12 protein-coding genes are annotated in these 21,742 nt (G+C 44.0%); 9 read left to right on the top strand and 3 right to left on the bottom strand.

Annotated elements, in window-relative coordinates:
* Window positions 1-322: 322 nt before the first annotated feature.
* The 3 genes from BUC01_RS08595 to BUC01_RS08585 all read right to left on the bottom strand — a co-directional run bounded on the left by BUC01_RS08595 (window position 323) and on the right by BUC01_RS08585 (window position 7,428).
* Complete coding sequence (locus BUC01_RS08595; protein WP_073313371.1) at window positions 323-2,794, bottom strand: glycoside hydrolase family 95 protein; 2,472 nt, start codon at window positions 2,792-2,794, stop codon at window positions 323-325.
* A 30-nt stretch (window positions 2,795-2,824) separates the two neighbouring features.
* On the bottom strand, window positions 2,825-4,303 hold the full coding sequence (locus BUC01_RS08590; RefSeq protein WP_025830915.1) for a glycoside hydrolase family 28 protein: 1,479 nt from the start codon (window positions 4,301-4,303) through the stop codon (window positions 2,825-2,827).
* Window positions 4,304-4,509: 206 nt separating this feature from the next.
* Window positions 4,510-7,428: a M16 family metallopeptidase gene (locus tag BUC01_RS08585; RefSeq protein WP_073313369.1), complete on the bottom strand. Its 2,919-nt coding sequence runs from the start codon at window positions 7,426-7,428 to the stop codon at window positions 4,510-4,512.
* Between the two features lie 136 nt (window positions 7,429-7,564).
* On the opposite strand from BUC01_RS08585, the gene prfB reads away from it, so the two are divergent.
* The 9 genes from prfB (at window position 7,565) to BUC01_RS08545 (ending at window position 21,733) form a co-directional block, all read left to right on the top strand.
* Window positions 7,565-8,680, top strand: coding sequence for a peptide chain release factor 2 (gene prfB / locus BUC01_RS08580; RefSeq protein ID WP_025830914.1), 1,116 nt, complete (start codon window positions 7,565-7,567; stop codon window positions 8,678-8,680).
* A gap of 458 nt (window positions 8,681-9,138) precedes the next feature.
* The gene (locus BUC01_RS25440; RefSeq protein ID WP_175560872.1) at window positions 9,139-9,276 is read left to right on the top strand and encodes a hypothetical protein; all 138 of its coding nucleotides are present in this window, start codon (window positions 9,139-9,141) and stop codon (window positions 9,274-9,276) included.
* Window positions 9,277-9,283: 7 nt separating this feature from the next.
* Window positions 9,284-9,751, top strand: a complete 468-nt coding sequence (locus BUC01_RS08575) for a CYTH domain-containing protein (RefSeq protein ID WP_025830913.1) — start codon at window positions 9,284-9,286, stop codon at window positions 9,749-9,751.
* Window positions 9,752-9,871: 120 nt separating this feature from the next.
* Entirely contained in the window at window positions 9,872-11,164 is a 1,293-nt protein-coding gene (locus tag BUC01_RS08570; protein WP_025830912.1) for an MgtC/SapB family protein, read from the top strand.
* Between the two features lie 185 nt (window positions 11,165-11,349).
* On the top strand, window positions 11,350-13,878 hold the full coding sequence (locus tag BUC01_RS08565; RefSeq protein ID WP_025830911.1) for a TonB-dependent receptor domain-containing protein: 2,529 nt from the start codon (window positions 11,350-11,352) through the stop codon (window positions 13,876-13,878).
* A gap of 235 nt (window positions 13,879-14,113) precedes the next feature.
* Window positions 14,114-15,688 carry an MAC/perforin domain-containing protein gene (locus BUC01_RS08560; RefSeq protein WP_025830910.1) on the top strand — a complete coding sequence of 525 codons (1,575 nt, stop codon included), beginning with the start codon at window positions 14,114-14,116 and terminating at the stop codon, window positions 15,686-15,688.
* Between the two features lie 1,329 nt (window positions 15,689-17,017).
* The gene (locus BUC01_RS08555) at window positions 17,018-19,618 is read left to right on the top strand and encodes a hypothetical protein (protein WP_139261832.1); all 2,601 of its coding nucleotides are present in this window, start codon (window positions 17,018-17,020) and stop codon (window positions 19,616-19,618) included.
* 67 nt (window positions 19,619-19,685) lie between these two features.
* Window positions 19,686-20,171 (top strand): peroxiredoxin family protein, encoded by a 486-nt coding sequence (locus BUC01_RS08550; RefSeq protein ID WP_073313420.1) that lies wholly within the window; start codon window positions 19,686-19,688, stop codon window positions 20,169-20,171.
* On the top strand, window positions 20,171-21,733 hold the full coding sequence (locus tag BUC01_RS08545; RefSeq protein ID WP_073313366.1) for a DUF6029 family protein: 1,563 nt from the start codon (window positions 20,171-20,173) through the stop codon (window positions 21,731-21,733). The genes BUC01_RS08550 and BUC01_RS08545 overlap by 1 nt, the downstream gene beginning before the upstream one ends.
* Window positions 21,734-21,742 lie beyond the last annotated feature (9 nt).

The raw sequence follows: 21,742 nt of genomic DNA, 5'->3' as shown, positions 1-21,742 counted from the left end.
CTCCGTTCTTTTTTTATCCCTATGGTTCGTCTTTCCAAATGCCACATGTTTGCTCCCCGAATGCCACAGCTTAGTGACCCGAATGCCACACCTCAACAGCCTAAAGCCCATTCGTTTCACTTGCTGAAGTGTGGCATTCCAGTGATTCACCCCTGCGAAACGGATGATGCATCTGAGGCAAACGGATGATGTGTTTTGGGCAAACAGACTATGTATCTGAGGTAAACAGATGGTCTGTTCTGAAAGCAAAAACGGGAGGTCTGTGCCTCCCGTCCGTTAATCTTATGTAAATCTGCTCTTGACAAAGAATCCCGGTTTCCTACTACCGGACATTCGTAAAAGTATAAGTTTCCCCTGCCTGGGTATCTACTTCATAAACGTATGATTTCTTCAGTTCAATACCCTTCAAAGGAGCTTTCTCGCTTATCAAAGGTCGGCTTATGGGTTGTTTGGCAAAGAAAGGATTTGTATTGCCGGTATTACTCACAGACAAACTTTTTCCATTCATAGCCAATTCCTGGTGTGTGCGTAGATGAAGATTACCTCCGAGAGTAGATTTGATTACGGCAGATTCTATCTGTCCGTTTTTCCATTTCAATGAAATGATTTCAAAACCTCCGCGTGCCCGAAGTCCCTTTATCTCACCATCCTTCCATACATCCGGCAAGGCCGGCAGCAGGTGGATGGCTTCATCATGACTTTGCATCAGCATTTCAGCAATACCGGCTGTACAACCGAAGTTACCGTCTATCTGGAAAGGAGGATGTGCATCGAAAAGATTAGGATAGGTTCCTCCGCCTTGTCCTTTCTGCACTTCGGGGGAAACGAGGTTGAGTTGGTCGGTAATAAGTTTGAATGCATGGTTTCCGTCCAGGCATCTTGCCCAGAAACAGACTTTCCATCCCATAGACCAACCGGTGGAAGGATCGCCACGTTGTATCAGAGTGTTGCGTGCAGCCTCAAAGAGTACGGGTGAGGAGTACGGAGATATCTGGAATCCCGGAAAGAATCCCCATAAGTGAGAGATATGACGGTGATGATCCTTCGGGTTATCCCAGTCCTCAAACCATTCCTGCAATTGTCCGTATTGCCCTACTTGCATAGGTGGCAACTGTTTTCTGAGTGAGAGGATCGTATCGCAGAATTGCTCATCTTTCTCCAAAAGCCGTGCGGCTCTTTCAGTATTTGTGAAAAGGTCAAATACTAACTGATTGTCCATAGTGATGCCCGCAAAGAGATTGGCTTTTGTTCTCCATTGCGAAGGTGAATTCTCGGGTGAATTACTTGGAGTGACTACCATATAACCTGTATTGGGGTCTCTGACAAGAAAGTCAACAAAGAATTCGGAAGCGCTTTTCATGATTGGATATGCCTGCACCAGGAACTCTTTATCACCCGAATACAGGTAGCGATCCCATAAATGATGGCATAACCAGGCATTGCAGGTAGGCCAGGGACCGCAATATGCTTTGTCTACCGCGCCATTCATGCGCCACAGGTCGGTGTTATGATGCAGCATCCATCCACGGCAACCGTACATTTCGCGAGCTGCTTTCTGGCCATTCTCATAGAGTTCCTTTATCATTTGCAGGAAAGGTTCGTGCATTTCGGGCAGATTGGTTACTTCGGCCGGCCAGTAATTCATTTCGGCATTGATATTGGTGGTGTAGCGGCATTTCCAGGCCGGATTTAACTTCTGATTCCAAATGCCTTGCAGGTTGGCGGGTTGTCCTCCCGGTTGTGAACAGGAGATCAGAAGGTAGCGTCCAAACTGGAAGTACAGTGCTACCAGGTGAGGGTCGTTGGCTGTGGCAAACTCTTTGACACGTATGTCGGTAGGCTTATCAGCCTGGGCAGTACGGCCTAAATCTAACGATACACGGTTGTAATATTTCTGATACTCACTGATATGAGCCTGGAGTGCCTTGGAATAATTCTTTCCCGCATTCTTTAAGGATGCCTGGTTGCGTTTGACGGGATCGCCGGATATGTCTTTGTAATTGACGAAGTTGGTGGACATGGCCAGATAGATGGTAGCACTGTTTGCATGAGTTACCACCAAGGTAGAATCATTGGCAGAGGTTTTTCCTCCCTGCACTTTAAGTTTTAAGTCCGTACGGAAACGAACCGCACCTTTCACAAACTCATTTCCTTTGGTCACTCCTTCCATAGTCATGCCGTCTTTGCCGGAAGTGGTGACGTCGACATCTTGCGGGCATGTCAGCGAGGTGGTGAATGTCAGTTTCCCCGGTTGTGAGGCGGTCAACCGGATAATGACTAACTGGTCGGCAAATGAAGTGAATACTTCGCGTTTATAGTCAACGCCATTCACTGTATAGGTGGTTGATGCGACAGCTCTTTCCAAATCCAGATCCCGGCGGAAGTTTGTATAACCTTCCTGGTTTTGGAATCTCAGCCGTAAACTGCCTGCCGTTTGATAAGGCATACCAAAGCCATTCTTCGAGAGAAGCTTTTCACCTGCCAACGCCTGCGCTTCGGGATATTTTCCTTCAAAAATCAACTGTCTGATTTCAGATAAGTGGTTTTTAGTTTCCGGATTGTAGTTCGTGTAAGGAGAACCGGCGGAAATCGTCTCTTCATTCAGTTGGATTTCTTCGTTTATCGGATTTCCGTATACCATTGCTCCGAGTCTTCCGTTGCCTAAGGGGAGGGCTTCTTCCCAATATTCGGCCGGGCTGTCATACCATAAGATGGCTCTTTCCTGGGCATTCAGATGGTTGCTTGCTATGGATGCAAAGCAAACTAACAAGATTTTGAATAAATGTTGTCTCATGTCAGATTGGTTTTGTAGGTTATGTCTTTTTTATTTTCTCACAATCTGTGTTGAATCGCAATGGATAATCGTCACCTTCTCCACGTTCTTCTCTATATTCACCACAGGCTGTCCGTCTACCGGTTGCTTCGACCGTACATCATTCAGGAATACCTCCTTGCACTGCCTGAAGTTGAGTGAAGGTCCTTCCTGCACCGTAAAGCTCACGTTGTTGAACCGTAGGTCGGTAGCGGTCTCTGCCTGAAAACCTTTCTCCGCCACCATATTCATATTGGAGAAAGAAAGCTCCGATACCGGCATTTCCTCAATACCTTTTATATAGCCTATCCGCTTGATATCATTTCCCGTAACATTGCTCAGATGGATATTCCGGAAAACCGGTGTACGTTCGCTTACCGGTTCCACTTTTGACAGGCGGTCATAAAACAGGTCGAAAATGAAAGCATCGCCCTGGATATTCTTCATCACAATATTATCTACCCGGATATCTTCTACCACGCCGCCACGTCCGCGGGACGCTTTCAGCCGGATACCGGCATTGGTTCCGTCGAACACGCAGTTGGATATGGCTACCCTGCGCACTCCTCCTGACATTTCGCTGCCGATTACCACTCCGCCATGACCGGAGAGCATGATACAGTTCGTAATCGTAATATTTTCGCAAGCCTTTCCGTATTTGCGCCCGTCGGCGTCGCGTCCGGATTTGATGGTGATGCAGTCATCTCCTACGCTGATGAAGCAGTCCGAAATGCGCACATTCCGGCAGGAACTGGGATTGATGCCGTCCGTATTCGGTCCTTTGGGGTTGCTTGACGGGTTATTGATGGTAACTCCATGAATCGTCACATTGTCACAAAAGGCGGGATTCACTGTCCAGAAAGGTGAATTTATGATTTTCACATTCTCAATAATAATATTGCTGCATTCGTAGAACTGGATAAAAGGCGGACGGAACATCCGGCGTTCCAGTGAAGGCTTGTAATAGTCGGATATTTCCAGGTCTTTATTGGCATCCACCCACATTTGTTGCAACTTGTTCAGTGAAGGCAGTTTGCCTCCATTCTCTTTTATCACTTTGCGGGTGTCAAACTCCCATAACCACCATTTGAGGCCGTTGCCATCCAGTGTTCCCCGTCCGGTAATGGTCAGATTTTCTGCCGAGTGTGCATATATCAGTGGGGAGAGGGTCTGCATGACGGTTCCTTCCCAACGGGCGGTTACAAAAGGCAGGTAATCCTCAAACTTGTCGGAGAAGCGCAATACGGCACCCGATTCCAGATGCAATGTTATATTGCTTTTCATGTGGATAGTGGCAGTCAGATAAGTTCCGGCAGGAAAATAGATGGTTCCTCCACCCTCTGAGGCTGCTTTCTCGATGGTCCGGTTGATAAGTTCCGTACACGGCTTGATGCCTTTGGCATCAGCTCCCAATTTTCTCATGTCGAATGTGCGGGACATGGCTACCACAGCCACCATTACTCCCACAATGAAGATAGATAAACGTTTCATGGTTTGTATAATGTTCTTTGATAGTGATACAAAGTGAATGCGGGGCAAAGATAGGCAATGGCAGTATGCCGAAGGGGGAATTTTTATGTAATAAGGAGTATTTATAGACTGGGACAAAACGAACGGTTATAAAAAGAAAAAGAGGGTATATCAAAAGCGCGGCACTTTTGATATACCCTCATTTCTGAGTTTATGAACCGGATAAATTAATATCCGAATATATCTTCCTGTTTCAGTTCAATCACCGGACCTACTTTCTTCAAGGCATTCATGTCCAGTTCTTTTTTATCACCGAGGATGGCATACGTATAAGTACGTCCCTTGATCCATTTGTTCTGGTAGTCGATGACATCTTTCAACGTCATATTCTGCACGTCGTTATACAGTTGGATGCGACTGTCGACGTTCTGTCCCAGATATTGGGCGCTGATATAATCCCAGATAACGTCCATCTTGATGGTGCGGTCGGTGCGCATACGGGCAATCATGCCATCCTTAGCCAGCTTGAAGGCAGCTTCAGATTCCGGCATATTGTTGATGATGTCGTTGAATGTATTGATGGCATCTACCATTTTGTCATTCTGCGTGGCAATCTGGGTGCGGAGCGTATAAGGATCGGTCAAATAAGTCGGTTTCATCATACCTGCCCATGCAGAGTAAGCCAAGCCGCGGCTTTCGCGCATTTCCTGGAATACGATGGAGTTCATGCCACCGCCGAAATACTCGTTGTACAACTGGCGTCCCGATTCGGTGGCAGGGTCGAATTTTTCTCCCTTGTTGGAAATCTGCGACATATAGATTTGTTTGGCTTCGTACGGAGCGATGAAAATCTTTGTTTCCGGTGTGAGTAGCGGTTCAAAGTTATTTCCCTCCGGAATCTCTTTCAATGTTTCCGGTGCCTGGTGCTCTTTGTTGATGATAGCGAGCAAATCGTCCTGGCTGCTCGGACCGTAGTAAAGAATGCGGTGCTTGAAGCTGTTCAGGTCTTTCACGCGGTCAATCAGTTCCTGCGGATTCATGGAGGTCAGTTCGGCCTCGGTCAGCATGTTGGTGGCAGGGGATTTCGGGCCATAAGTGACATAACTCAACAGGCGTGAGAAGTTCTGCATCTGATTCAGTTTGGCATCCTTGCGTGATTTCAGAATATCTTTTGCCATATTGGTGTAAGCCTCTTTGTTGACCTGGGCGTTTGCCATCAGTTTCTCGAAGAGGGCCATAGCGGCAGGCATATTCTCGTTGAGGCCGGAGAGCACGACGTATGTGCGCTTGCTGCCCGGTGATACGAAGAATGAGCAGGCGAGCCGGTAGAATTCGCTCTTCACCTCTTCGGGAGTCATGTCGGCGGTGCCGAGGTATTCGAGGTATTGGGCGGCGGTGCCGAGCGCATGGTCGTTGTTGTTACCCATATCGAAGAGATAAATCAACTGGAAGAGGTCGTTCGTAGTGTTCTGTTTGTAGAGCACGGGGATGTCCGATTTGGCTTTCAGTTGCGCGAGGTCTTTGGAGTAATCCAGGAATACCGGTTCGATGGGTTGCACGGTGCTTGCCTGTATTTCTTTCAGGAAAGCGCTGACTGTGTCGCGGTTCATCACGATAGGGGTGATTTCCGGTTTTGACATCTTCTTTTCGTTCGGGTCTTTACCTTGTTTCTTGTAGATGATGGCGTAATTGTCATCTTTCAGATATTTGTTGGCAAAAGCTACGATGTCATTCTTGGTCAGTCGGGACATACGGTCGAGGGCGGTTACTTCGTCTGCCCAGTCGCTGCCATTAACGAATGACTGTACGAACATGTCGGCACGTGCGTCATTGTTTTCCAACTGCTGCATCTGATACAGTTTGAAGTTGTTGATATTGGCTTCCAGCATCTTTTCGTCGAAGTCGCCGTCGCGGAGTTTCTTCAGTTCACCCAGCATGAGGTCTTTCACTTCATCCAGGGTCTGTCCTTGTTTGGGGCGTCCCTGCATCAACAGTGCGCTGTAATCGCTCATGGTCATAGGATAGCAATAAGAACTTAACGTCTTTTGTTGCTGTGTCAGGTCAAGGTCGAACAGGCCGGCTTGACCGTTATAGAGTATTTGGGAAACCACTTGCAATGTTTCCACATCTTTGCTGGCAGCTCCGGGGAAACGCCAGGCCAGGGCAACGCTTTCTGCGTCCGGGCCGAAGACTTCGCGCACAACCGGTGCGGTGATATCTGTTTCCTTCGGCAGATTCAGTTTCGGCAGGTCGGGATTAGGTTTCAGTCCACCGAAATATTTGTCGATGGTGGCAATCATCTGGTCGGGATCGAAATCGCCCGAAAGACAGATGGCCATGTTGTTGGGTACATACCATTTCTTATAATATTCCTTGATATTCTTGATGGAAGGATTCTTCAGGTCTTCCTGCGTACCGAGCACGGTTTGGGTGCCGTAAGGATGGTGGGGGAAGAGGGAGGAGAGAACGGCTTCGTATACCTTGCGCGGGTCGCGGGTCAGTGACATGTTCTTTTCTTCGTAAACCGTCTCCAATTCTGTGTGGAAACCACGGATTACGCAGTTCTCAAAACGTTCTGCCTGAATCTTCGCCCAGTTGTCAATCTGATTGCTGGGGATGTCTTCGGTGTAGCAGGTCACGTCGAAACTGGTGTAGGCGTTTGTTCCGTTGGCGCCGATGGCTGCCATCAGCTTGTCATATTCGTTGGGGATGGCATATTTGGAAGCTTCGTAAGAGATGCTGTCTATTCTTGCGTAAATGGCTTTGCGTTCAAGGCTGTCCGTCGTCTTGCGGTAGATTTCAAATTGTTCCTCGATCTGGTCGAGCATAGGCTTTTCAATTTCGTAGTTCTGAGTGCCGAAATTGTTGGTACCTTTAAACATCAGGTGTTCAAAGTAGTGGGCCAACCCGGTGGTTTCTGCGGGGTCGTTCTTACCGCCTACGCGTACGGCAATGTACGTCTGTATGCGCGGAGTTTCCTTGTTGACGGTCATGTAAACTTTCAGACCGTTGTCCAGAGTGTAGATGCGCGCTTTCAGCGGATCGTTGGGCACTGTTTCGTAACTGTACTTCGAAGTACAACTTCCTAAGCTTATCGCTACCAGCAGGATAAGCGTTAAACCAATTTGTCGGAATAGTTTGTTCATAAGCTGACTTATTAGATTGATAACTGCAAAAGTATGCGTTTTTTTCATACCTTTGCACTCAAAAAGTAAATATTTTCATAATTTAGATACTAATTTCAATCATAAATAGTAAATCGTTAAATCGTAAATAGAACTTATGATTACCATAGAACAACTGAAAGACATTAAAGAGCGCACGGAAGCACTCTATCGCTATTTGGATATAGAAGGGAAGAAAATCCAGGTGGAAGAAGAACAGTTGCGCACCCAGGCTCCGGGCTTCTGGGACGACCAGAAAGCTGCCGAGGCACAGATGAAAAAAGTGAAAGGTTTGCAACAATGGATATCCGGCTATAATGAAATAAAGACATTGTCGGAAGAATTGCAGCTGGCCTTCGACTTCTATAAGGACGAGCTTGTGACCGAGGAAGAAGTGGATGAGGCTTATGCGAAAGCGTCTGAAGCTGTCGAGGTCTTCGAGTTGAAGAATATGCTTCGTGATGAAGCCGACCAAATGGATTGTGTGCTGAAAATCAATTCCGGTGCGGGTGGCACGGAGAGCCAGGACTGGGCCAGCATGCTGATGCGTATGTATCTGCGCTATGCCGAGACTAACGGTTACAAGGCTGTGATTTCCAATTTGCAGGAAGGTGACGAGGCAGGTATCAAAACCTGTACCATCGAGATTTCGGGTGACTATGCCTATGGTTACCTGAAAGGGGAGAATGGGGTGCATCGTCTGGTGCGTGTGTCTCCTTACAATGCGCAGGGCAAGCGTATGACGTCTTTTGCTTCTGTTTTCGTAACTCCGTTGGTGGACGATACGATTGAGGTGAACATCAATGTGGCCAATATTTCCTGGGATACTTTCCGTTCCAGCGGTGCGGGCGGTCAGAACGTGAACAAGGTGGAGTCCGGTGTCCGTCTGCGCTATCAGTTCAAGGACCCGTATACCGGTGAAGAGGAAGAAATCCTGATTGAAAATACCGAAACACGCGACCAACCCAAGAATCGTGAGAATGCGATGCGTCAATTGCGCTCTATCTTATATGATAAGGAACTTCAGCACCGCATGGCGGAACAGGCCAAAGTGGAAGCCGGCAAGAAGAAAATCGAATGGGGTTCGCAGATACGAAGCTACGTATTCGACGACCGCCGCGTGAAAGACCACAGAACCAATTACCAGACTTCGGACGTGAACGGAGTGATGGACGGAAAGCTGGAAGGGTTCATTAAGGCGTATCTGATGGAATTTGCGGGGCAGGAGGGGTGATTTTCCTCTGAATGCAGTTAAAAAAATGGTATGCACGTGACCGGCATTGGTCATATGTATACCATATTTTGTTTTTTATCTTGCAGTTCTTTCAGCCCTCGTCAACCATCCTGTTCATCGGCCTTACGGCTGAAAGAATCTTCTGAAGGAATGAAGCTTCCACTTTCAGTCAATACTTCCTATATATCCGACGTTTCCCATCTATATATCCAGCGTCTCCCATCTATATATCCAACGCCTCCCATCTATATATCCGATGTCTCCCATCTATATATACAACACGCACGGGCTATATATCCAACATCACGAAAATACATGCGCTTTCTAATTGAGATGTACTTGCCCGCCTGAGAAGCGTATGTTGTGCGGCTACAAATAAATTTCCCTCTTTTATTTTGGAAACTTCCTAAATTTCCTGTTACTTTGTTATCAGTTGAACTTTAATACTAAAAGACACCATGGGAAAGAACAAGAAAAAGGTTACACATAGCCAAAAAGAGGAACAACAAGCCAAGAAAGTGTTATTGATTATCGGTGTATCTGCATTGATATTGGTGCTGGTTATGCTGATAGGATACTCGTTCTTGGGAAAATAACGGATAAATGTCGCAAGAAATAGAACGGAAATTCCTCGTGAAGGGGGAGTATAAATCGAAGGCGTATGAACAAAGCCGCATTGTGCAAGGTTATATCAGTAGTGCGAGAGGGCGGACTGTGCGGGTACGTATCCGTGACGGAAAGGGATACCTTACGATAAAAGGTGCTTCCAATGCCTCGGGAACCAGTCGCTATGAGTGGGAAAAGGAATTGCCGCTCAGTGAGGCTGAAGAGTTGATGAAACTCTGTGAACCGGGAGTTATTGATAAAACCCGTTATCTGGTGCGCAGCGGACGACATATGTTTGAAGTCGATGAGTTCTATGGTGAAAACGAAGGACTGGTTGTGGCCGAAGTGGAACTGGCTTCGGAAGACGAGGCTTTCGAAAAGCCGGACTTTATCGGCCGTGAAGTGACAGGCGATGTCCGCTATTATAATTCACAACTGATGAAGCGTCCATATACGACTTGGTGAGACTGTCTTGACTTCCTGTCGACAAGAAGTTAAGAGTTTGTCAGCAAGAAGTTAACTTCTTGCCGACAGGAAGTTAACTCCTTGCAAATGGTTGCTAATCAAGTATATTCGGAGGACGAAATGGAGAAACTTTATGAATATCTGCCGAGGGAACTGGTCACCTTTGTATTGGTGACCTTATTCTCTTTATTAATAGGGCTTTCACAGCGGAAAATCAGCTTGAAGCGTGAAGGTGAAACGACGTTGTTCGGTACGGATCGTACGTTCACTTTCATAGGTATTCTGGGGTATTTGCTTTATATTCTTGACCCGATGGAATACCGCCTGTTCATGGGTGGTGGTGCCATACTGGGGTTGTTGCTTGGTTTGAACTACTACGTCAAGCAATCTCAGTTTCATGTGTTCGGGGTCACTACCATTATCATTGCTCTCATCACCTATTGTATCGCTCCTATTGTCGACACGCAGCCTTCCTGGTTCTATGTGATGGTAGTGGTTACGGTTCTGCTTTTCACGGAGTTGAAGCATACTTTCACGGAACTGGCGCAACGCATGAAGAATGATGAAATGATTACTCTTGCCAAGTTCTTGGCTATCAGTGGTATCATTCTTCCGATGCTTCCGAATGAAAATCTGATTCCGGACATTAATCTGACACCTTATACAATTTGGCTGGCTACGGTAGTGGTATCCGGTATTTCCTACCTCTCTTATTTATTGAGGCGGTATGTATTCCAGGAGTCGGGTATTCTGGTATCCGGTATTATCGGTGGCTTGTACAGTAGTACGGCTACCATCTCCGTATTGGCACGTAAGAGTCGCAAAGCGCCCGCACAGGAGGCACCGGAGTATGCGGCGGCGATGTTGTTGGCGGTCAGCATGATGTTTCTGCGTTTCCTTATATTAATAGGAATATTCAGTAAAGCGATTCTTGCGGTGATTTATCCATATCTGCTCATTATGTCTTTGGTTACGGCAGGGGTAGCCTGGTTTCTGCACCGGAAACGCCAGCCGGTTTCTTTGACTGAAGGAGTAGCAGAGGAAGAGGACAGCAGTAATCCGCTGGAATTTAAGGTCGCATTGATTTTCGCCGTCTTGTTTGTGATATTTACAATTGTGACGCACTATACGCTGCTTTATACCGGTACGGGTGGTTTGAATGTCTTATCTTTTATAGCTGGTCTGAGCGACATTACTCCGTTTATCTTAAACCTGTTGCAAGGTTCGGGCGTTGCCGTGTTGGTGGTGACGGCTTGTTGCATGCAGGCCATTGTGAGCAATATTGCGGTGAATATGTGTTATGCACTGTTCTTTGCAGGTGGGCGGAGTCCGTTGCGGCGGTGGGTGCTGCGCGGGTTTGGCTGTGTGATTGCGGTTAACGTTTGCCTGTTGATATTCTTCTATTTGTTATAAATATCCTGAAGATACTTACAATTATTATCTATTTTCATCTTTTCTTTGTGCTTTTTTAACTCCGAAATTCTCGTAGCTAGAGAAAAACAGCCTATTTTTGTCACTTTCATTGTGACAAAATTGGTACAAGTTACGTCTAATACAAAAACAGTCAACTAATATTCATCAAACAAACAAAAACAGAAATGAAAATTAAATGCCCTTTGCTGCTCATTATGTTGGTGGTATCCTCGTTAGTAGCGGCACAGAATGCGGCACCTCTATTCCAGATTAAGGGAGTTCTGCTGGACTCGCTGACGCAGGAGGGGGAACCTTACGCCACAATCAAAATCGTAAAAAAAGAAGCACCGGCTCATGCGTTGAAGATGCTGGTGACAGACATGAAAGGTAAGTTTCAGGAGAAAGTTCCCGGGACGGGTAATTTTGTGATGACTATTTCTTCTATTGGCAGAAACACCATTGTGAAGGATTTCACCGTGAAGGCAGGAGAAAAGGTTGTCGATTTTGGGACACTGTATATTACGGATGCTTCCAATGAACTGGGACAAGTAGAAGTGGTAGCCCAAAAACCACTGGTAAAGGCAGATATCGACAAGATAGAATATAATGTGCAGGATGATCCTGACTCGAAATCAAACTCTGTATTGGAAATGCTTCGCAAAGTGCCTTTGGTAACCGTAGACGGCGAAGATAATATTAAGGTGAACGGCAGCAGCAGCTTTAAGGTGTATGTGAACGGTAAACCTAACAATATGATGAGTAACAATCCGACGGAAGTGCTGAAAAGTATGCCTGCCAATTCCATCAAGCATATCGAGGTGATTACTAATCCGGGTCCTAAGTATGATGCTGAGGGTGTGGGTGGTATCTTGAATATCGTTACCGTAGGTAGCGGACTGGAAGGTTACACGGCTACGTTTAGCGGAAACGTCAGTAACATGGGTGCCGGCGGTGGTCTGTTCGGTACGATTAAGAGCGGTAAGCTGACGGTGAGTGCCCGTTACAATTATAATTATAGTGATCGTCCGCGCAGCTATTCCGGTGGTACCCGCCGTACAGTAGGTGCCATAACCGACGGCTCTTCAGATTTGGATTACAGTGGTGACAGCAAAGGACATGGCAACTTCCAGTCCGGTAGCATGGAAGCCAGTTATGAGATTGATACGTTACGTTTGATAACCATGTCGTTCGGACTTTGGGGAGGCGGAAATAACAGTAATGGCTTGAGCAATACTTTTGCAACGATGCCCGGTACCGGTGATGATCTGTATCAATATGTATCAAACAATAGAAGCAAAAGTTCCTGGTATTCTATTGACGGTGGCATTGACTACCAACGTATGTTCCACGTAAAAGACCGTATGTTGACCTTCTCTTACAAGATCAATACCCGGCCGGAAAGTTCGGATTCATATTCCACTTATGATTATGATATGGAGGATGTAGCTCCGGATTGGCAGGATTTTATGAAACGTATGAAGAACCAGCATAATGATGGTTCCCAGAATACTACTGAACATACTTTCCAGGCTGACTATACGACACCTATCGGCAAGATACATACGCTTGAGGCCGGTGCGAAATATATTCTCCGTGATAACTCTTCGGAGGATGACCGCTATGAACAGGCGACAGCGACTCAGGCGGATTATGAGTTTGATAATGACCACAGTTCGCATTATAAACACCAGAATGATATTCTGGCTGCATATCTCGGATACGGACTGAAAGTAAAGAAGATTTCCGGAAGACTTGGTATGCGTTATGAGCATACGAAGCAGGAAGTGAAATATCTGCTGGGCAAGGGAGATAACTTTGATAAGAACTTTGACGATTTGGTTCCTTCTGCAAGTATCGGTTATAAGCTGACGGATATGTCTAATCTTCGTTTAGGGTATAATATGCGTATTTACCGTCCGGGCATTTGGTACTTGAATCCTTATCTGGATGATAGTAATCCTACGAATATAAGCCAGGGTAATTCGCACCTCGATAGTGAGAAGAGCCACTCGTTTAATTTGAGTTATAGCAACTTCACGCAGAAGTTCAATATCAATCTTTCAGCACGTTATAGTTTTACCAATAATAGTATTGAACGTGTGACGGAGCAAAAGAAGGATACGGATATTCCCGGCTTACAGAATCCTACCGGTAAAGAAGTGCTTTATTCTACTTACCAGAACATTGGTAAGAGCAAGAACGCCAGCTTGAGTGCTTATGTCAACTGGAATGCAACTTCCAACACTCGTATTTATGCGAATCTTTATGGGAATTATACGTATATGGAAGGTGCCAATGGCTTGAAGAATGATGGTTGGAATCTTTTTGCTTACGGTGGTGCACAGCAATCTTTGCCTCATGATTGGCGCATTAGTTTGAATATTTATGGTCAGACTCCATGGATTATGTTGCAGGGGAAAGGCAGTAGTTTCTTCGACTACGGGTTGAGCGTGAATAAGTCATTCCTGAAGAAACGCCTGACGTTATCGGCATTTGCCAGCAATTTCTTCAAAAAGTATATGCATCCTACTTCAAGCATAGAAGGTGTTGGCTTTATACAGGATAGCTGGAATAGATATACCCGCCAACGTTTCGGCATGAGCATCAGCTATCGCATTGGTGAGCTGAGAGCCAGCGTGAAAAAAGCTGCCCGCACCATCAGTAATGATGATGTGAAGAGTGGCGGTGGCGAAGGTGGTGGTGGCGGAGAATAATCCGATGCCAGGAGATTAAGAGGAGAGGGAGCTTTTGATAGGCTTCCTCTTTTTTTTGTGGGTTATGGCTAATTTCGGCTCTTTTGTAACACGAGGTTGCAATAATAAAACGCTTTCTTGTTTGAAATGCAAGAAAAATGTATATATTTGCATTTATGGTACAAACGCAACTTTAATACTTAACACTCGCATTTTTTTTGAAACTCACATATTGTTAAACTTAAATTAAAGTGTTATGAAAGTAAAACTACTATTTCTCGCGCTTTTTGCGATAGCATTAGGTGCATGTACTGAAGAAGATGAGAACTTTTCTTCTGATTCTAACGAAGATGTTGTAGTGTTAAAAGAGCGGGATCCTAATTCTCCTCTCATTTTGTTTCAGAGACAATACACTCCTTCAGAGCCAACAACGAGAGCCACGAGGCTGACTTTTAGCGATTATTTGGGGCGTTCATTCAGGGCAACAGCCTATCCTTATGCTGATGCAGAGAACTTGGGCCATGCGGTGATTGATATTAAGAAGCTTGAGGCTGATTATAATGATTACTGTACGGTGAATAGAATAGGGCATAGCGTCATTAATTCCTTTTCCTTTGCCTCTTTTGATAGATATATGGAAAAATCACAAGTTTCCAAGAAGGTTAATAGTGGGTTCTCTATAAATCTTGGCTTATTTAAGATTGGGCATAAAAGAAAGATGACTGAAGTTTTTGGTTCAACAGTAACCAATAATACGCAAAGTGTATTTGGAGAACTAAATGTTGCGATAGATCAAAATGCCTATGAAATGCAGTACAGCAGTAATATCAGATCAAAAATAATGGAGAAATATCTGACTGCGACTTTTAAGGATGAATTGTATAATACTCCGATAGGTGAGTTTTATAATAATTATGGTGCTTTTGTTCTTAAAAAGTTTATTACCGGTGGGCGAGCCACTGCTTTCTATGCGGGTCTTTATGAACAGGAGGCAACTTCTGCTGTTAAAGAAAAAGCATTGGATAATGAGATTAGTGGCAGTTTTAGCTTAAAAAATGTGGGTGCGTCAGTAGATTTAAGTTTTGGTAAAAACTCTACAGGCTCAGGATCAAGTACAGATAGTGGAGTGACAAATATATCTATGGCTATAGAAACAGTTGGAGGTTCGCCGGCATTTCCTGTCTTTACTATTCCGCAGAAGTTGGAAGATGTAAATCTCGACTTATCTCAATGGATGGCTTCTTTGGCGGATACAACGACTCATAGTATTGTAGATATAGCTGATGAGGGACTATTGCCTATTTCTGAATTTATTTTGGAGAAGAATATAAAGGATGGAATAAGGCTGTATATGGAAAGAGGCAATGGGCTAAGGCCTTATTATGAAGAGCCACAAATCATATTTCAATGTGGTGAGAAAAGTTGGTGGGATAAGGCGGTAGGATGTTATGTGTATTTGTATACTAGAAATCATGAGTTTATTACGCTATCCCATGAGGTTGTTTCTGATGTGGATGCGTGGATTAATACTAAATCGAGACAGCTTAATAGGTTTTATCGTTTGAAAATTATATTGGGGAAAGGTTCTTCAAACATGATTGAGCTATATATGAAGGTGTTTGATTATGATGCCCCGCTCATGGAACGTAGTGTCTGCTATAGGGATACGGATGGGGTACTCTACATCTTAGATCGAGAAAATAAAGTTGGTTATTCTGTGCATAGTGATTATCTTTTGGATACTTATGCTATCAGGAATGCAGTTTACGCTCTTCCATCTGTCGATATTTCCTTCGATGAACTAAGTAAATATACTCTTGTTGCTCTCTGATGAAAATATTGATGTATTTTTATTGAAGGCAACTGGCTATATATTGGCTGGTTGTCTTCTTTAAGAAAAGGCCTTTGTAAGAGATATGCCAGTTGTTTCTGTAGAATATTGGCATTTTTTGTGGAAATACCAGATGATTTTTGAAAGGAAAATAAACTTACCAAGTTCAAGAAGAACTTGGCGTTTTTTGTTTTCTTTTTTATATTATAATGTATATATATGCATATATACAAAGAAAAATAAGCCGCCTCATCGCTTGTAACTGATAAATGAACTTTTTAAGTTTCATTTAGGTTACGGTTACAAAGATATGCGTTTTTTTGTAAAAACAATACATTTATGCTCTTTTTAACGTGGTAAAAATGAACTTTGTGAAAATGTAATCAAATAAATCAGTTTAATACTATTAATGCTATCGAATAGAGAGCATTAATAGCAATGCTGATAATATTTATAGTAAAGTAGCTGCATTATATAATTCCTTTATTCCTATATCCGGTTTTCTACCTATCTATTCTTTGATCTGAGTCTGCTCCCATTCAAGAGCATACAAGTCGCTATTATTGGATGAAATTATCTTTTATATGTTATATTGGTACACTTTCTTTCTACCTTTTTTAGACTTATCAAAATATCGTCCCTGTAGAGCATATAGACAAGATTTAAAGCATTTAAAAACGTTCTTCTTGAACTAGCTATTTTAAAGATTGGAATACTGTTTTTGTTTACAAAATCAATGTAGGTAAAAAGTTGTATAAAATGTTTTGATGTGACTGTTTGGAAGGATTGATTAATAGCTTATTCACATTATAAAATAACGAATATGCCAAATGCAAAAAAAACGCTTTCATTGGTGAATTATTGCATTGTACTTTTTGTGTACTGCTTTTGCAATGGTTCAAAGTCGGAGGGTACTATCAGAGTATCAATCCTCTATAATGATGCCGCTTTTAATGATAATTTCATGCTATCACCTGTTCCTCCCTTTTGAAGATATTCGAAAGGATAGAGGATAATCTTCCCCACTCTTCTATTTAAAGGATAAAATGACAAGTTGTTAATCTGGACATATAGGAATTATTTGTCTGCGGGTGTCTATTGTATCTTGACTTTAGATTTGCATATTTATAATTTCTGGGACGATTATAACTGTTTGAAAAGGAAAAGTATTATTCAATTCTTTTCCTACAGGATTAACTATGTCGGAGATTTTATCTATTCGTAAATATTATAGATTTTATTGATTATATATAGAGGTTTTGTTTTAGCGGATTAGGGAATGTCATGTATCGCTGATTCGCGTATTTATTAATTAAATTTGTTAGAATTATGAGAAAATTGTTTCAATGTTTATTCCTGCTGAGCGCAGTAGTCTTGGCCGGGAGTATGTGGAGCTGTTCGGATGATGACGACCAACCGGGCACTAATGGGGAAGATTCTACTTTAGGAGTAGAAGCGCCTGCTTCGGATGCCGTGTTTGCAACTTCAGCTACTTTCAAGTTAAGCACCAAAGGGGCCGAATCGTATGTTTATAAAGCTGTGGAAGGTGCCAATGCTGCTGAACCTGACCCTGTTGTGGTCTATGCTGAGGCACAAGAGAGTGGAACTATTGTAGCCGTTACCGGTGACACGGACGAAGCTCTGGTGGCTGGCTTGGAAGGCAACAAAACATATACGGTATTTTTTATCTTCAAGGTGGGTGATGAGTATAAGATTTACTCACAGGAGATTAATACACCGGAGTACTCGCAGCTGGTGACGATTATAAAGACGGATATGTCCTCTATGACACTGCATGTGGAGGTGCCTGATGATGTCTATTACTCTTTAGGATTTATTGATAAGGAAAAATATGAGGCCTATAAGATACAATATGGAAGAACGGATATCGATTATGTAGTGTCAAGCCCCTATGGAGGTATGAAGGATCCCCGTTATAAAGGTCCTCAAAATATTACGATAGCAAATGGTGTTAATGCTTATACCGGTGCTTTTAATGAAAAGGACTATAACGATGATGTTTATCCGTATGAAGTACATCCGGGAACTGGATATGTTATTTTTGTCGCTCAATGTAATGAGGATGGTTCTTCTGAGGGGTTTGTGAACTATATTGATAATGGTGGTGGTGACGATGATGACCCCATTTTAGGCTCCAAACTACCTAATGTGAAGGAATATACTGAAGAAAAGCCGGTTAGCGAGAATATGGAATTCACGGGATTTTGTGCAAAAACCGTTCTGGTTACTCAAGAACCAAATCAAGGCAGCGGTAATGTAATGATCCATGTTGACCGGGTAACGGAAAAGACTGCTGTGGTTACTTTGACTCCGACTGACGATGTTTATCGATATGTGGTTAATGTGTCTACTAGCGAAGAAGCCGAAACTTTGATTCCTCTTCTCGGCGGTGAGGAGACTTGGCAAGCCTATATTTTGAGTTCCGGCCGTGTGTTTGACGGTGCGCAACAATTGTCTATCGAATTAAGTCCGGGAGTAAGCTACAGACTATCGGTTGTTGCTCTATATAATGAAGAATCAACAGTACAGACATTCCATGAGGAAGATGGTATTAAAGCCATTGTTTCTGATAAACCGGCTGTGGAGTTTAAAGTGACCCCATTGGCTTTGGAGAATCCTTATCAGATAGGTTTCAATATTAAAGCTCCTAATGCTGATTGTGCCGGATTTAAGTATATCATTAATTATACCAAGGAGTGGTATCCCGTGTTCAAACAACTGGAAGAAAGCGGAATGGAAGGAACTAAAGTAGAAGAAAAAATTGCTACAATGATGTCAAGTTTCGGACAACCTGTTAATGATCCTGAGATTTTGGGCAAGATTAATAGCAGTGAAGGTTGTGATCTATACTTCACTTCAATGGACGATATTGAAAGTTGGCTTATCCTGGAATCTTACAATTCGGATGAAAAGACTAAACTGTTCTATGATGGCTCTGATTATAGAGTCAAGTCGGCTCCGCTGAAACCGGAAGAACCGGTGAATAGCGAATTGTTCAGCAAACTGCAAGGTACTTGGAATGCAACAATAACCAAACCGGGTGAAGGAAACAAGCCTCTGACAATGCCTGTTACAATCGCTGCGGGTCCTGAGAAAATAGCTTCATTACCCGAAGATGTGAAAACTCATCTGGTAACTTACTACATGGATAAGAAGCATTATACAAAAGAGGCTGCTGAAAAACTTGTGCTTGATTATTTTGCACAGTATCAGGAAAGAACTGCATACTATACCCAGAAATATAAGAATATGAATTGCCTGGTGGGTACAGGATTCTCTTATAGTCCTGTTTATGCACCTTTTGCCAGCCCGTGGGATTTATTCCAGTCAACTTCATATTCCTCTTATGATACGGATGAAATGTTCCGCGATTATGGACCCAAGTTGTTCTTCCAGATTGGAAAAGATGAAGAAGGCAAGGATAAGGTTACGGTTATATCAACGATGATTGACCCGACGACCGGTTACTATAGCCGTTATATTGACCCGATGTCCGATTGGCAATATACTCTGAACCTGTATGCATACGATGCTAACCTTGCCACTAGCTTCTATATGGCAGACTTCCCGGTAGAACTGTCTGATGATATGAATACGATGACTATTAAGCCGGTTGAACAAGATGGTATAACATACACTCCAAGTATTGCAATTCAATATTCTCAAGGTGGAACTCTGTCATGGGGATATCAGGTTGATGGAACCGGTATAGTTCTGACACGTGCTGCAGAGAATGCCGCACCGGCCAATGCTACACGTGGCATTTCTACAGCAGTGATACCTGAGGTTGCTCCTAATAGCGGTAGCCACTTCCGCAGAACTCGTTCTCCTTTTGGATATGTTCCGATGGAACCGGTAGAACTGGAGATATCGTCCGGAAGTCTTACCAAGAAGAACCTGAAGAAATAATTTAGCATCATTATAAAGAACTTCTATGGGAGAGCCCTCCCTTAGAGGTTCTTTTAATATTTTGGTTATGAATAAATTAATCTATATTGTCTTTTTTCTCCTTTTCACCGTAGCGGCTTCTGCGCAAGATGCGTGGCCGGATGTGAAAGTTGAGAATGCGAAAGGTGAAGTAGTCAGCACACAGAATATACTGGGTGGGAAACCGGCGATTGTTTCTTTCTGGGGTGTTACCTGCAAGCCTTGCATGACAGAACTGAACACGCTGAATGAATTGATGGAAGAGTGGCAAGAGGAAGTTGATTTCAACATTATCGCTGTTTCCATTGACGACAGCCGTTTCACGGCGCGGGCACGTTCCATGGCAAAAGGATTTGACTGGAATTTTATTTGCCTCTTTGATAAGAACCAAGATCTGAAGCGTGCGATGAATGTGATGCTGACACCGCAGACATTCGTTGTGGATGGCAACGGAAAAGTGGTTTATGCACATACCGGTTATACGCCGGGCAGTGAATATGAATTGTTGGAGCAACTTAAAGCAATCGGCAAATAATGAAACAGGTTTTATTCTTATTGTTGTTAGTCGGCATCTGTATGCCGGAAGCAGCGGCACAGAGCAAAGGACATTTGACCGGAGGACTGGAATCGAATAGCATCTATTATGTGAAAGACAGCAAGTTGAAAGATGCCGGAAGTGTATATCCCGACGACCACTTCGGAAGCAATAACTACCTGAAACTTGATTATACACAGGGAAAATTCAGTGCTGGGATTCAGTTGGAAGGCTATCTGCCTGCTCTGCAAGGATATGATATTGGAGTATACGGTAACAAGAAAGCACTTCTGGGTGTGAAATACATCAGTTGGCAGGATGAAAACTTCGGTTTCCGTGCGGGAGATATCTTCGAACAGTTTGGTTCGGGAATGATATTCCGTAGCTTTGAAGACCGTACGCTGGGCATTAACAATTCAGTTGAAGGACTTTTCGGGTCGTATTCTTATCAGGATTATATCACGGTGAAAGGATTGTATGGGCGTCCGCGCCTGTATACCGACTATGCTGACTCGTGGGTGCGGGGGGCTGACCTCAGCATTTCTCTCGCCAGCATTGCCAATTGGCAGGGAATTCTGCTGAATGTGGAAGGAAGCTACGTGAACCGTAATGAAGAGGTGGCTGAGGATATAGCGAGTATAGCGAAGCCTAATGTAGACATGTATTCGGCACGTGCCAACTTTGACTGGAATGGTCTGAATGGCCGTGTGGAGTATGTAGGAAAAGGTAAAGATGTATCGCCTGTCTTGATGGGGACTACTGCCAAAGGGCATGGCTTATTGGCCGAATTGGGCTACAGTAATAAGGGATTCTCTATTTTGGGCACTTACCGTGAACTGAAGTATATGAGTACGAAACTCTCGCTCACAGGAAACGGGGTGGGGAATATCCTCAACTATCTGCCGGCTTTAACGCGCCAGTATACTTATATGCTTGCCAATCTGAATCCTTACCAAAGCAACGGTGAAGGAGAGAAAGGCGGACAAGTGGATGTGTACTACTCTCTGCGTAACAAGAACGACCGCAGCAAATATTGGAACTTCCATGCCAACGGGTCTATGTTCTATTCGGATAAAGCGACCACGGTAAAATCGCGTCTGTTGTGGCGGGATATCAATGCGGATGTGGAACGCCAGTGGAACAAGCAACTGAAAACGACTTTCCTGGTATCGGTGCAGGAATGGAGCCCTACTCACGGTATGGACGACAAGACTTATGTGTCGAATATATTTGTATTGGACGGACAGTATAAACTGGACAAGAAAAAGTCGATACGTGCCGAAGTGCAGTACCTCTATTCACAGGATTATGAGAAGGATTGGATTGCGGGTTTGATTGAATTCAACCTGGCACCTCGCTGGAGTTTCTCGTTGAGCGATATGTATAATATGGGTACTACGGAAGTGCACTATTACAATGGCTCAGTGAGCTATACTCGCAAAAACACACGCCTGCAGTTAAGCTATGGCCGCAATCGTGCCGGATTTATTTGTTCGGGAGGCGTATGCCGCTATACTCCCGCTTACACAGGGGCTAATCTAACATTAACTACTTCATTCTAAAAAAACAAG

The organism is Bacteroides stercorirosoris (assembly GCF_900142015.1).
Lineage (GTDB): Bacteria > Bacteroidota > Bacteroidia > Bacteroidales > Bacteroidaceae > Bacteroides > Bacteroides stercorirosoris.
The sequence above is the reverse complement of the archived record's forward strand: the minus strand, read 5'-3'. Positions and strand labels throughout refer to the sequence as shown.

Excerpts from the sequence above, each read along its gene's own strand:
- BUC01_RS08545 (WP_073313366.1), top strand. The coding sequence starts at position 20,171 with ATGAAACAGGTTTTATTCTTATTGTTGTTAGTCGGCATCTGTATGCCG.
- BUC01_RS08555 (WP_139261832.1), top strand. The coding sequence starts at position 17,018 with ATGAGAAAATTGTTTCAATGTTTATTCCTGCTGAGCGCAGTAGTCTTG.
- BUC01_RS08560 (WP_025830910.1), top strand. The coding sequence starts at position 14,114 with ATGAAAGTAAAACTACTATTTCTCGCGCTTTTTGCGATAGCATTAGGT.
- BUC01_RS25440 (WP_175560872.1), top strand. The coding sequence starts at position 9,139 with ATGGGAAAGAACAAGAAAAAGGTTACACATAGCCAAAAAGAGGAACAA.
- BUC01_RS08595 (WP_073313371.1), bottom strand. The coding sequence starts at position 2,794 with ATGAGACAACATTTATTCAAAATCTTGTTAGTTTGCTTTGCATCCATA.
- BUC01_RS08550 (WP_073313420.1), top strand. The coding sequence starts at position 19,686 with ATGAATAAATTAATCTATATTGTCTTTTTTCTCCTTTTCACCGTAGCG.
- BUC01_RS08585 (WP_073313369.1), bottom strand. The coding sequence starts at position 7,428 with ATGAACAAACTATTCCGACAAATTGGTTTAACGCTTATCCTGCTGGTA.
- BUC01_RS08575 (WP_025830913.1), top strand. The coding sequence starts at position 9,284 with ATGTCGCAAGAAATAGAACGGAAATTCCTCGTGAAGGGGGAGTATAAA.
- BUC01_RS08570 (WP_025830912.1), top strand. The coding sequence starts at position 9,872 with ATGGAGAAACTTTATGAATATCTGCCGAGGGAACTGGTCACCTTTGTA.
- prfB (WP_025830914.1), top strand. The coding sequence starts at position 7,565 with ATGATTACCATAGAACAACTGAAAGACATTAAAGAGCGCACGGAAGCA.
- BUC01_RS08565 (WP_025830911.1), top strand. The coding sequence starts at position 11,350 with ATGAAAATTAAATGCCCTTTGCTGCTCATTATGTTGGTGGTATCCTCG.
- BUC01_RS08590 (WP_025830915.1), bottom strand. The coding sequence starts at position 4,303 with ATGAAACGTTTATCTATCTTCATTGTGGGAGTAATGGTGGCTGTGGTA.